This is a genomic window from uncultured Clostridium sp., from assembly GCF_910588715.1.
In the GTDB taxonomy this organism is placed as follows: Bacteria; Bacillota; Clostridia; order Clostridiales; family Clostridiaceae; genus Clostridium.
The window spans coordinates 71,454-85,504 of sequence record NZ_CAJURG010000007.1 but is presented as its reverse complement, the minus strand read 5'-3'; the positions used below and the strand labels follow the sequence as shown (position 1 = coordinate 85,504).

The following is a 14,051-nucleotide window of genomic DNA, read 5'->3' as shown; positions in this document are numbered from 1 at the left end:
TTCTAGTAATATTTTTTTGTAAAAAACTGAATTATATGAGTTTATTAGGATATTATATGTAGAATAATAAGAATTATAACTGTACAAAATATTATAGAAAAGAAAAATAAGTTTTTAATGGGAGTACAGTTATGAAAGAAAACAAAAGTAATAAAAAAAGTATATTAAGCTCAGAAGCATTTCCAGGGATATTATTATTATCAACTACAGTACTAGCATTAGTTTTAGCAAATACGCCATTAGATAAATTTTATAATTATATATTATATGATTTAAAATTTGGTGAAGAATTTAATTTACATTTAATTATTAATGATTTTTTAATGGCGATATTTTTCTTAGTTGTAGGATGTGAAATTAAAAGAGAACTTGTATATGGTAAGCTTTCAAGTGTAAGGCAAGCTTCATTTCCTGTTTTAGCAGCTGTTGGAGGAATGGTTGCTCCAGCTTTAATATTTACACTTTTTAATTATAGAAGTGGATTTGAAATTGGTGCAGGAATTCCGTTATCTACAGATATAGCTTTTGCCATAGGTATTTTTTCAATATTAGAAACTAGACTTAATTTTTCTTTAAAATTATTTTTGCTTACTTTAGCAGTTGTAGATGATTTATTATCTATAATTATAATAGGAGTTTTTTATTCTTCTCACATTAGAATTTCAGGAATAATTGCTTCTTTAGTTTTAATGGCAATTTTATTTTCTGTTAGATTTTTTAATAAAAGAAATAAATTATATCCATACTTAATATTAGGATTTTTCTTATGGGTAACGGTATTTTATAGTGGAATTCATGCAACACTAAGTGGAGTAATTTTAGCTTTTAGTATTCCAGTATTACATGAGAAAGATAGAGAAAGAGATTTAAGTTATAAAATTGAGCATAAATTAGAGCCATTTTCTAATTATATAATATTGCCTTTATTTGCTTTTGCAAATACTGGAATACGTTTGGGGGGAAACTTAAACTTAGCAAAAGATTATCCTTTAATGATAGGAATAATTTTAGGGTTAGTTGTTGGAAAACCATTAGGAATAATGTTATTTGGATACATAGGAAACTTAATTGGATTAACTAAAAAGCCACAAGATACATCTTGGTATGATGTTTTAGAAGTATCTATTTTAGCTGGTATAGGATTTACAATGTCTTTATTTGTATCAGAGATTGCTTTTGGTGGTTCAGAAGTTGAACTTAGTGTATCAAAAATATCAGTATTAATTGCAGCAGTTATATCTATAATATTAGCTACTATATTAACTTCTATAGGTGAAAGAATACAGCATAAAAATTAGTTAAGAATATAATAATCAATTTATAAAGCACTTTCATATATTACTTACGACAGAAATATATAGGAAGTGCTTTATTACGAGTATAATAAGTAAAGTTTTATATTTTACTATGATTTCAGTAGGAGGATTAGTAGAAAAAAGGTTTAATGAGTATACTTTAAATTCAAGGTATATAAATGAAGAAGTATTATTTAAAATATTAAATAAAAATAGTACTTCTAAGTATGGAAAAAAATATGATTTTAATTCAATAAAATCTGTAGATAAATTTAAATTAAATGTACCAATTACAGATTATTTAGATTATGAGAGATATATAAATGAAATGCTAAAGGGAGATAAAAATATTTTAATTACTGATGATGTTGAATTTTTTGGACATACATCAGGAACAACAGGTAAACAAAAACTAGTTCCAGTTACTAAAAAATCAAGAAAAGTTGGTAGTAAGTATATGGCACTATTAATTGAGAGATTTGCATATAACAATTTAAAAAATAAATGGAATTATGGAAGAGGCTTAATGTTAGCTGATACTGTTATGACAACTTATTTACAAGGTGGAGTACCTATATGTTCAGCAACATCGGGAGGAATGGATTCTATTAAAGTTATACTTCCTAAAATATATACTTCACCATATGAAGTAATGAAAATTAAAGATAAAAATACAGCATTATATTTACACTTATTATTTGCACTTGAGGATAAAAATTTAAGTTATATAAGTGGTGTTTTTATATCAAATGTTTTAGATGCATTAAGAACATTAGAAGATAATTCAGAGTCATTAGTTAGAGATATTAGAAGAGGAAGTATAAATAGAAATTTAAATATTGATGAAGAAACAAGAAAAAAATTAAATAAATGTTTAAAACCAAATGCAGGAAGGGCAGATAAAATAGAGTTAGAGTTTTCTAAGGGTTTTGAAGGAATATGTAAAAGAATATGGCCTAAATTAATTTATAGTGCATCTGTAACAGGAGCTAATTTTTCTATATATGATGATATGGTTAATTATTATACTGGATCTTTACCAATATATTCTCCAGCATATGCTTCAACCGAAGCAATGATAGGAATTAATCCATATATATCTAAAATAAGATATGTAATAATACCAGATACTGCATTTTATGAATTTATTCCAATAAAAGAAAGTAATAAGGAAAATCCTAAAACTTATTGTATAGATGAGTTAAAGGTAGGAGAAAAATATGAGATTATAATAACTACCTATGCTGGATTTTATAGATATAGATTAGGTGATGTTGTTAAGGTAGTTGATTATTATAATAATTCGCCAGAAATAGAGTTTTTATATAGAAAAAATCAAGCCCTTAATATGGTTTCAGAAAAAACAACCGAAGATCATTTAAGAGAGGCTATTAGTAAAACTATAAAAAAATTAAATTTATCCTTAGTTGATTATACAACTTTAGAGGATAATAGTATAACACCAGGAAGATATATTTTTTATTTAGAGTTTAATGAAGAGGTATCAAGTAATAAAATTAAATTTATAGAAGATACCTTAGATAAAGAGTTACAAAAAGCAAATTTAGCATATGGAAGATTTAGAAACAATAATAGATTAGCATGTTTAAGTATTAATATAGTTAGAAGAAATACATTTGATGTTATAAAGAGATATTTAATATCAAAAGGAGTTTCTAAAAGTCAAATTAAAATTCCAAGAGTAATAACTAATAAAAAGGATATTTTAAATATATTAAATGATAATATTAAGTAATTTATAAATTGTATTCTATAAACAGGTTAATATAATTCCTGTTATAGAATACAATTAAGTTTTATTTAAAAAAAGCTGGAGTTTATATATAATAAGATAATAATAAAGAGATTTTTAAAATGAGAGGAATAATTATTTATGTGGGTATTATACGCATTAGGATCGGCATTTTTTGCAGGAGTAACATCAATTTTAGCTAAGATAGGAATTAAAGACGTAGATTCAAATTTAGCTACAGCTATAAGAACTATTATAGTTTTAATTTTTTCTTGGTTAATGGTATTTATTGTTGATTCACAAAATACACTAACAGATATTAATCAAAAAACATTTTTATTTTTAATTTTATCTGGTTTATCAACTGGAGCTTCGTGGATTTGTTATTTTAAAGCGCTTCAATTAGGAGATGTTAATAAGGTAGTTCCCATTGATAAAAGCAGTACAATTTTAACAATGATTTTAGCTTTTATTTTCTTAGGTGAAGATATAACAATAAATATGATAATTGGAGTGATAGGAATTGCTATAGGAACTTATTTAATGATTCAGAAAATGAAAAGTAACAAAGTAGTTAAAGGTAAGGCTTGGATAATATATGCTTTATTATCCGCTATATTTGCTTCGTTAACATCTATATTAGGAAAAGTAGGAATAGAAAATGTAGAATCAAATTTAGGCACGGCAATAAGAACTGTAGTTGTACTTATTATGGCATGGAGTATTGTTTTTATTACTAAAAAGCATAAAGAAATTAAAAATATAGATAAAAGAAGCTTATGGTATATAATTTTATCTGGTATAGCGACAGGAGCATCATGGCTTTGTTATTATAAAGCCTTACAAGATGGGCTAGCATCTATAGTTGTGCCAATAGATAAACTTAGTATTTTAATAACTGTATTGTTTGCTTATATATTTTTAAAAGAAAAATTATCAAGAAAATCTCTAGTAGGTTTAACTTTAATTACAGTTGGAACATTAATATTACTAATAAAATTTTAGATATTTAATAAAAAATAGCATTATTGTGTTAAAAAAGCCTATATTTTGCAAGTAAACAAGGTATAAGATTATGTATAATCACATTATAAAGTAATTAATTATAATAAAAAGATAAATTGAGTTTTATAATGTGGAGGTAACAAATATGGAAAGACAATGGTGGCATAGCTCAGTAGTATATCAAATATACCCAAGAAGCTTTAATGATAGTAATGGTGATGGAATAGGTGACATTAATGGTATAAGAGAAAAATTAGATTATTTAAAAGAGCTTGGAATAGATGTTATTTGGCTTAGTCCTGTATATAAGTCTCCAAATGATGATAATGGATATGATATAAGTGATTACTGTGATATCATGGATGAATTTGGGTCAATGGAAGATATGGACAATCTTTTAAAGGAAGCTAATGAAAGAGGAATTAAAATTCTTATGGATTTAGTTGTTAACCATACTTCTGATGAACATAAATGGTTTATTGAAGCTAAAAAGTCTAAGGATAATGAATATAGGGATTATTATATATGGAGAGATGCTGTTGATGGGCATGAACCTAATGATTTAGGCTCAACATTTAGTGGAAGTGCTTGGCAATATGATGAAACAACAAATCAATATTATTTACACTTATTTAGTAAGAAACAACCTGATTTAAACTGGGAAAATGAAAAGGTTAGAAATGAAGTTTATAAAATGATGAATTTCTGGGTTGATAAAGGTATTGGCGGATTTAGAATGGACGTTATTGATTTAATTGGTAAAGTTCCAGATGAAAGAATAACAGGTAATGGACCTAAATTACATGAATACTTACAAGAAATGAACAAAGCTGCATTAGAAGGTAAAAATTTATTAACTGTTGGAGAAACATGGGGGGCAACTCCTGAAGTAGCTAAGCTTTATTCAAATCCAGAAAGAAATGAATTAAGCATGGTATTCCAATTTGAGCATATAGGATTAGACCAAGTTGAAGGGAAAGAAAAGTGGGATTTAAAGACATTAAATTTACTTGATTTAAAAAATATTTTGTCTAAGTGGCAAACTGAACTTGAAGGCCAAGGTTGGAACAGTCTTTTCTGGAACAATCATGATTTACCAAGAATAGTTTCAAGATGGGGAAATGATAAGGAATATAGAGTTTTAAGTGCAAAAATGCTTGCAACTCTTCTTCATGGAATGAAAGGAACTCCTTACATTTATCAAGGTGAAGAACTTGGAATGACTAATGTAAGATTTGAAAGTATTGATGAGTATAATGATATTGAAAGTTTAAATATGTATAAAGACAGAATATCAAAGGGATATACTCATGATGAAATAATGGAGTCTATTTATGTAAAAGGAAGAGATAATGCAAGAACTCCAATGCAATGGAATGACTCTGAAAATGCTGGATTTACAACAGGAACTCCATGGCTTGCTATTAATAAAAACTATAATGAAATAAATGCAAAACAATGTTTAGAAGATGAAAATTCAATTTTCCATCATTATAGAAAGTTAATAAACATAAGAAAGAATAATGATACTATAATTTATGGTGATTATACTTTATTATGTCCTGAAGATAAAAATATTTTTGCTTACACTAGAGAGTTAAATGGAGATAAGATATTAGTAGTTTGTAATTTCTATGATAAAGAAGTTACTTTCGATTTTGATGATAATTTTGATAGTTCTGAAATCTTATTAAGTAACTATGAAGATTCAAGTTTATTAACTGCAAAATTAAACTTAAGACCATATGAAGCTATAATGTTTAGAGTTAAATAAGATTTTTTTATAGATACCTCCAAAGTCAATTAGTATTTTAAATTGACTTTGGAGGTAATTTTTATATATTAATTATATATAGAAGTAAATAATAATCAAGAATTCATTTAAATAAAAATAAAGTATATAATTAAATAAATAGAAAATATAGAAATGGGGGCTAATTTTTTGGATAAAATAAAGAAAAAGTTAGATGAGCTTTCAGATTATTTAAAAATTATTAATCATTATAAAAATGTAGGAAGTCTTATGTATTGGGATATGACTACAGGAATGCCAGAAAACGTGGCAGAACATAGAGCAGAAACAATGTCTTTTATGCAAATGCAATCACATAATTTATCTGTTTCAAAGGAAATTCATAACTTTATTAAGTTTTTTGAAAAAAATGAAGATAAATTAGATTTTGTTCATAAAAGAATGTTACATGAACTTAAAAAGAATTATGAAAAAGAAAAGATATTTCCAGAAGAATTTATAAAAGAGTTTTCATTAGCAGCTTCTAGAGGTCAATTATCTTGGGAAAAGGCTAAAAATGAAGATAATTTTGAAATATTTAAGCCTGATTTAGAAAAGATAGTAGAGCTTACAAAGAAGTCAATAAAATATAAGGGATATAAAGGAAATAAGTATAATGCTTTACTAGATGATTATGAAGCAGGACTTACTGTGGAAAAATTAGATAAAGTTTTTGATGAATTAAGAGATGGAATTGTTACAATATTAAAAAAGATAAATAATAGCAAAGTAGAAATATCTAATGTTTTTTACGGAAAAGAATTTCCTATAGAAGATCAAAAAAGATTTTGTATTAAGATTTTAAAAACTATGGGATTTGATTTTAAATCAGGAAGAATGGATGAAACTGAACACCCATATACTTTAGACATGAGTAATAAAGATGTTAGGATAACAAATCATTATTATTTAAATGATTTTACATCAGCAATGTTTTCTGCAATACATGAAGGTGGACATGGAATATACGAGCAGAATATACCAGATTATCTTGAAGGTACTGGATTAAATGTTGCAGCATCTATGGCTATTCATGAATCTCAATCAAGATTTTATGAAAATATAATTGGAAGAAATAAAGCATTTTGTAGCTATTTATATAAAGAAGCTAAAGAAATATTTAAAAATCAGTTTGAAGCTGTTACGAAAGAGGAATTTTATAATGCTATAAATAAGGTAGAACCTTCATTAATAAGAACAGAAGCAGATGAATTGACTTATAGTATTCATATAATTATAAGATACGAAATAGAAAAATTACTTATAAATGATAAAATTCAAGTGGCTGATTTACCTAGAGTTTGGAATGAAAAATATAAGGAATATCTAGGAATAGAATCACCAAGTGATAAGCTTGGAGTTCTTCAAGATATGCATTGGTCAGATGGATCTTTTGGATATTTTCCAAGCTATGCTTTAGGAAATCTTTATGGAGCACAACTGTTAAATGAAATGATTAAAGATATCCCTAATATATATGATGAAATAGAAAAGGGAGATTTAAATTCTGTATATGAATGGTTAAAAGAAAATGTTCATGAATGTGCAAATCTTTATGACCCAAGTGATTTAATAAAGAGAATTACAGGAGAAGAACTTCAAGCAAAATATTTTATTGAATATTTAGATAATAAGTATAAGAAAATATATAATTATTAAATAAATTAACTTCAGAAAAAGATTTTTTATAGATAATTTTTCTGAAGTTTTTTTATTTTAAAGATATTAGTGCTCATAAGTGGGGGGAATAAATGAATATATATACAATACATCAATGGCTTATAGTGTTTTATATTTATTGTTTTATGGGATGGATATGGGAATCTTGTTATGTATCTTTAAAGAGTCATAAGTGGGTAAATAGAGGATTTTTAAAAGGTCCTTTTTTACCCATTTATGGTACGGGTGCTATAGTAGTGTTGATTTCTACATTAAGGGTTCAGAATAATATTTTATTAATATTTGTTATAGGAATGATTTCTGCAACTATATTAGAGTATATAACTGGAGCATTAATGGAAAAGTTATTTCATGTTAGATATTGGGATTATACTTCGCAACCATTTAATATTAATGGATATGTTTGTTTATTATGTTCTTTAGCTTGGGGAGTTTTTTCATTGCTATTAGTTAAGGTTGTAAATCCACCAATAGATAATTTAGTTAACAATACTCCAAGTTTTATAGTAGAAGTGAGTTCATATATTATAACTATTTTTATTACAATTGATGCTGTACAATCCTTTAATGAAGCAATGGATTTGAAAGATTTATTGATTAGATTTACTGAAAGAAATAGCATTATTGATAAGTTATCATTAAGGATTAAGGATGAATCAAGTAAGTTAAAAGATGAATTTGCGGAATGTTTATCTAGACTAAAGGCATATGAGTCAAGAATTAATAATGCTGAAAATAGAGTTTATATAAGCTCTATAAAAATATTAAGAAGAAACCCAAATGCAAGAGCAAAGAGATATGAAGCTGCAATGAGGGAAATCAAGGAGTTAGATAATAAAGATGAGTAAATAAGGAGTAAAAGGTGAGCGAAAAGGTATTAATAAATAATAAGCAATATAGTTATGTAAAAAATTACAGAGAAGACGAAAATTTAAGATAAGAGTTTAATAAACTAACAGAAAAAACTTATGGTTTTAATTTTAAAAAGTGGTATAAGGAAGGATATTTGGGAGATAAATATATACCATATTCATTATTAGACGATAATAAAGTAGTAGCTAATGTATCTGTCAATATTATGGAAATTAATATTGATGGAGAGGAGAAAAAATTTATTCAAATTGGAACAGTAATGACTGATGAAAGATATAGAAATCAAGGTTTAGCAAGACTTCTCATGGAAAAGGTTTTAGATGAGTGGGAAAATAAATGTGATTGCATATATCTTTTTGCAAATGATACTGTATTAGATTTTTATCCTAAGTTTGGATTTAAGAGATTTTATGAGTATCAATGTTTTATAAAAACTAATAAGAGAAAAGATAATGAAATAGTTAGAAAAATATATATTGATTACAATGAGGATAGGAAACTGTTAGAAGAAATAATTTGTAATAGTATTCAAATTTCAAAGCTTCATGTTAAGGAAAATAAAAACCTAATTATGTTTTATTGTTTAGATTTCTTAAAAGATAATATTTATTATATTGAAAAATACAAATCAATAGCAATTTGTGAATATGATAGTGAAGAATTATTTATTTAAGATATATTTATGAATAAAAATATAGATTTAAATAATATTATTAATTCATTAATTGGTGAGAAAACTAAAATTGTTAAATTAGGATTTACCCCTATAAGTAATTATGAGTATAATAAAGAGTTAATAAATGATGATGATAATGCTTTATACATTAAGAGTAAGAAAGAAAATATATTTGATAATGAAAAGATTATGTTTCCAATGTTATCTCATGCTTAATTATTTATTTAATGATTAATAAAATTAATCAAAGGGAGTAGGATTTATACCTAACTCCCTTAAAGTTTTTTATTTAAAATTATAATTTGTTAGTATACTTTCTCTATTTTTAACTTTATCATTATATGCTTCATAAAATGATAAGTCTAAAAAGCTTCCAGTTATATTTATTACATTACTATATCCTAAGTTTTGAAGAGCTAAAACAGCATTATAACTTCTTTGACCTGTTCTACAGTGAAGATAAACTGTTTCATCCTTAGGAATTTCATTTATTCTTTCTCTTAATTGACTTAAGGGAATATTAATAGCTCCTTTAATATGACCTTTTTCAAATTCAATTCTTTCTCTTACATCTATTATATAAGCTCCATTTTCAACTAAATCCCTTACTTTATCAACATTTATTTGTTTAAATGACCTACTTAAAAGATTTGAAGCAACATAACCAGCATAATTCACCACATCTTTAGCAGTTCCAAATGGTGGGGCATAACATAGTTCTAAGTCTTTTAAATCCTCAACGGTAGCACCAAACTTAATAGCCGTTGCAATTACATCAATTCTTTTAACAGCATCCCCTTTACCTATAGCTTGAGCACCTAAAACTTTTCCAGTTGGAACTTCAAATATAAGTTTAAAGTGAATAGGTGAAGAGTTAGGCATAATTCCAACCTTGTCATTTGTAGAAATTCTAACTATGTCATATTTTATATCCATATTTAATGAGTTAATTAAGGCTTCATTTAATCCTGTTGATGCAGCATTATAATTAAATACTTTAATTGCACTTGAACCTATATACCCTTTATTTGTAGTAATTTTTCCATTTATATTATCAGCTACACTCCTTGCTGCCTTTTGAGCTGGGCCTGCTAATGAGAGTTTAGTATGTCTGTGAGTTAATGCATTATATACTTCGATAGCATCTCCTATAGCATAAATATCATTATCACTAGTTTTGTAGTTACTATCAACCTTTATTGCGCCAGTTTCACCAATTTCAAGACCTGCATTTTTGGCAAGTTCTATTTCAGGGGAGACCCCTATTGCCATTACTACAGCAGTAGCTTTAATTTTGTCTCCAGAAGATAATATTACTGTATCTTTTTCAAATTTAGTAACTTTATTATCAACAATTAAATTAACACCATTATCCATCATTTCTTTGTGAAGAATTTGTACCATATCATAATCAAAGGGCTTTAGAATTTGAGGAGTTGCTTCTATTAATGAAGTATTATATCCACCTTCAATTAAATTTTCAGCAGCTTCAACGCCAATATATCCACCACCTATTACAGCTACATCTTTTACATTTAAATCCTGAATAAATTTATTTAGTTTAGAAATATCTACAACATTTCTTATTGTAAATATATTAACGTTTTCTATTCCGGGAATGTTAGGTACAATAGGTCTAGCCCCTGGTGATAAAATAAGCTTGTCGTAAGTTTCAGTATAAATTTCATTAGTTAATAAGTTTTTAACTTTAATTTCTTTTTTGTCTTTGTCTATAGATAAAACTTCACTGCTAACTCTTGCTTCTATATTATACTGAGCTTTAAACTTTTCAGGACTCATTAAAACTAATCTATTTGCACTTTGAATTGTTCCACTTAAATGATATGGTAAGGTACAATTTGAAAATGATACATGAGGACCTTTTTCAAACATTATAATTTCATCTTTTTCATTATTTCTCCTAAGTCTTGTAGCAGCTGATGCACCACCAGCAACTCCTCCAACAATTAAAATTCTCTTATTCATACAATTACACCCCATTTTTAATATATTAATTTATAATTTCATTTAAATCTTTTTCTATTTGTATTTTTCCTCTACTTAATTTTAAATATCCTTTTTGTTCTAGTTCCTTTAGTTTTCTACTTACAACCTCTCTTGCCGAATCTAATTCAAATGCTAAATCGTTATGAGTTAAATAAATATTTTTACTTTTTTTACTTATAAGTAACTTAACTAATCTATTTGTTAATGATTCATGTTTAATTTCTTCTTTTACATTTATTATTATTTTAAATTTGCTATATAAATCTTTATATATATACTGTAAAAATAAATAATCTTTTAATAAGTATTTATTAGCTATAGCAAATGGAATAACACATATTTTAGAATCTTGAAGTGCTTTTCCTACAATGTTTAATGGATTACAGTTCATAAAGCAACTCAGTGCTTCATGACATAATTGCCCTTTTTCAATATTGTAAAGATTAGTTTCATCACCCTTTTTATTTATCTTTTGAATTTTTATATTTCCACTTATAACAAATAAAAAGCCTATACATTCATCTTCAGGTGTTGTTAAGTATTCATCAGATAAAAGTTCTTTAAATATAGCTCTTTCTGTTATAATACCATTATTATTTTCATCTATTTGAGCTAAAATTGGATATGCTTCATAAAGCTGATTTATATAAAGTTGTGAGTTATTAATCATATCGTCTCTCCTATAAATAAAAAATTTATCTTATACAATATATTATGTATTTAATATGAATATATTTTGTGATTTAGTCACATAAAAGTATGTAATAAATTATTATGCTTTTGTATTAAGATAAGAATAAAGACAAATAATAAAATTTATAAAACATAATAAATTTAAAGGGTGTGTACAAATGAAAAATATATTTAATAGAAATATAAAAATTCCTCTATTAATATTAATTGGATTAATATTTATATTTATAGCAAGTTTTAGTTTATATACTGGGGCTATTTATGATGAGATGGATGTTTTTAATGAAGAGGGGAGCGAAGAAAGGATTAAAATTATTCCAAAGCCTATGAGTTATCAAAGTAAGGAAGGAAAATTTATATTAACTAAAGATAGTTCAATTTATATAAAAGGTAGCAATGATGAGGAAACTGAACAAATTAGATGGGTTGCAGAATTTATAAGAGAAAAGCTAAGCTCATCAACAGGGTTTGATTTAGAGATTATTACGAGTGATAAGCCAGTCGATGGGAGTATATATTTAACAACTATAAATTCAAGTGAAAATTTAGGATATGAAGGATACGAAATTGATACAACATCTAAAGGTGTTAAAATTATAGCATATAAGCCAGAAGGAATATCAAGAGGAGTTCAGACGTTAAGACAAATATTACCTCCAGAAATTGATAGTAATAAAGTTGTTGAGAATATTGAGTGGATAATACCAGCATCCTTAATTAAGGATAAACCAGAATATAGTTATAGAGGATTAATGATAGATGTTGCAAGACACTTTTTTACTGTTGATGAGATAAAAAGACAAATAGACTTAGCAGCTCAATATAAGATTAATATGGTTCATTTACATTTAAGTGACGACCAAGGATGGCGTTTAGAAATTAAAAAATATCCTGAATTAACACTTATAGGTGGAAGTACAGAGGTTGGTGGAGGACCAGGAGGATATTATACACAAGAACAGTTTAAAGATATAATAAATTTTGCAATGCAAAGATATGTAGAAATAGTTCCAGAGTTTGATATGCCAGGTCATACAAATGCAGCATTAGCTTCCTATGGATTTTTAAACCCAGATGGTAAGAGATCAGATTTATATACTGGAACTAATGTAGGCTTTAGTTCTTTTATGGCTCATAATGAAAAGACTTATGAGTTTATAGATGATATTTTTAGAGAAGTTTCTCAAATGTCTCCATCAAAATATCTTCAAATAGGTGGAGATGAAGCACTTAACACTAAAAAAGAAGATTATGATTATTTTGTTGGAAGAGTAGCTAAAATTGCACAAAAGTATGATAAGAAACCAATAGGTTGGGATCCAATAGATACCTCATCAGAAATAAGTTCTGATGTAATACTTCAAAATTGGAAAGATTCAAATGAAGAAGCTGTTAAAAAGAATATGAAAATACTTGTATCAATTTCAAGTAAAACTTATTTAGATATGAAGTATAATGAAGAAACACCTTATGGTCTTGATTGGGCAGGATATATTCCTGTAGATGTAGCTTATAAATGGGATCCAACGGATTATGCACCTAAAAAATTAGTTTTAGGATTAGAAGCACCTTTATGGACAGAAACAATTTCAACACAAGATCAAATGGATTATATGATATATCCAAGATTAATTGGATATGCTGAAATAGGATGGACACCTAAAGATAAAAGAAACTGGGAAGATTATAAAGCAAGGTTATCAGCCCAAGAGGATAGATTAATAAATGAAGGTGTAAATTATTATAAGTGGACAGAAGAATAGGAATTAAATTATAGTTGTAATAATTAAGGCTCTATATCATATTAAAAGTTTTTAATTTAATATGATATAGAGCCTTTTAATTATATAAGGTTTTTATTAATATACTTATAAAATTTATTTTAATAAAGCTTACTTATTATTTTTTATAGATTTTCTTCAATTTTTTCTAATTCATTATTATCTGTATCAACTTTATCATCATTAGTTTGACTAGTAATTTCAGAGTTTTTAGTATCAGAAGCTTTATTTAAATTATCATTTACTTCATTTGAAGTAGAAGTATCAGAAGTTTTATCTACATTAGTGTTTTCTTCGCTTGGAGAAGAAGGCTTAGTGCCAGTAGGTTTATTTACATTAGTATTACCTTCACTTGGAGAAGAAGGTTTAATGTCAGTAGGTTTATTCACGTTAGTATTACCTTCACTTGGAGAAGAAGGCTTAGTGTCAGTAGGTTTATTTACGTTAGTATTACCTTCACTTGGAGAAGAAGGCTTAGTGTCAGTAGGTTTATTTA

Annotated in this window: 11 protein-coding genes and 1 pseudogene; 9 read left to right on the top strand and 3 right to left on the bottom strand. The window is 26.3% G+C overall.

Annotation, left to right across the window (positions count from 1 at the left end; all coding sequences use genetic code 11):
• Window positions 1–131 precede the first annotated feature (131 nt).
• The 8 genes from nhaA (at window position 132) to QZ321_RS10025 (ending at window position 9,290) form a co-directional block, all read left to right on the top strand.
• Window positions 132–1,298: a Na+/H+ antiporter NhaA gene (gene nhaA / locus QZ321_RS10060; protein ID WP_291749456.1), complete on the top strand. Its 1,167-nt coding sequence runs from the start codon at window positions 132–134 to the stop codon at window positions 1,296–1,298.
• 109 nt (window positions 1,299–1,407) lie between these two features.
• Complete coding sequence (locus QZ321_RS10055; protein ID WP_291749458.1) at window positions 1,408–3,051, top strand: GH3 auxin-responsive promoter family protein; 1,644 nt, start codon at window positions 1,408–1,410, stop codon at window positions 3,049–3,051.
• A gap of 138 nt (window positions 3,052–3,189) precedes the next feature.
• Entirely contained in the window at window positions 3,190–4,053 is an 864-nt protein-coding gene (locus QZ321_RS10050) for an EamA family transporter (RefSeq protein WP_291749461.1), read from the top strand.
• Window positions 4,054–4,198: 145 nt separating this feature from the next.
• Window positions 4,199–5,827: an alpha-glucosidase gene (locus QZ321_RS10045; protein WP_291749466.1), complete on the top strand. Its 1,629-nt coding sequence runs from the start codon at window positions 4,199–4,201 to the stop codon at window positions 5,825–5,827.
• 168 nt (window positions 5,828–5,995) lie between these two features.
• Window positions 5,996–7,504, top strand: a complete 1,509-nt coding sequence (locus QZ321_RS10040) for a carboxypeptidase M32 (RefSeq protein WP_291749469.1) — start codon at window positions 5,996–5,998, stop codon at window positions 7,502–7,504.
• Window positions 7,505–7,596: 92 nt separating this feature from the next.
• On the top strand, window positions 7,597–8,373 hold the full coding sequence (locus QZ321_RS10035) for a putative ABC transporter permease (protein ID WP_291749472.1): 777 nt from the start codon (window positions 7,597–7,599) through the stop codon (window positions 8,371–8,373).
• Window positions 8,374–8,531: 158 nt separating this feature from the next.
• Entirely contained in the window at window positions 8,532–9,071 is a 540-nt protein-coding gene (locus QZ321_RS10030) for a GNAT family N-acetyltransferase (protein ID WP_366512952.1), read from the top strand.
• 9 nt (window positions 9,072–9,080) lie between these two features.
• The gene (locus tag QZ321_RS10025; RefSeq protein ID WP_291749475.1) at window positions 9,081–9,290 is read left to right on the top strand and encodes a hypothetical protein; all 210 of its coding nucleotides are present in this window, start codon (window positions 9,081–9,083) and stop codon (window positions 9,288–9,290) included.
• 69 nt (window positions 9,291–9,359) lie between these two features.
• Here the strand turns inward: QZ321_RS10025 and QZ321_RS10020 are convergent, their stop codons facing one another.
• Both QZ321_RS10020 and QZ321_RS10015 read right to left on the bottom strand, forming a co-directional pair.
• Entirely contained in the window at window positions 9,360–11,060 is a 1,701-nt protein-coding gene (locus QZ321_RS10020) for an FAD-dependent oxidoreductase (protein ID WP_291749477.1), read from the bottom strand.
• A 25-nt stretch (window positions 11,061–11,085) separates the two neighbouring features.
• Window positions 11,086–11,751 (bottom strand): Crp/Fnr family transcriptional regulator, encoded by a 666-nt coding sequence (locus tag QZ321_RS10015; RefSeq protein ID WP_291742039.1) that lies wholly within the window; start codon window positions 11,749–11,751, stop codon window positions 11,086–11,088.
• Window positions 11,752–11,932: 181 nt separating this feature from the next.
• Here QZ321_RS10015 and QZ321_RS10010 point away from each other — a divergent pair, with 181 nt between their 5' ends.
• A complete protein-coding gene (locus tag QZ321_RS10010) occupies window positions 11,933–13,537 on the top strand; it encodes a family 20 glycosylhydrolase (RefSeq protein ID WP_291742037.1) in 1,605 nt (534 codons plus the stop codon).
• Window positions 13,538–13,680: 143 nt separating this feature from the next.
• Here the strand turns inward: QZ321_RS10010 and QZ321_RS10005 are convergent.
• A pseudogene (locus QZ321_RS10005) lies at window positions 13,681–14,051 on the bottom strand (hypothetical protein); the annotation flags it as partial.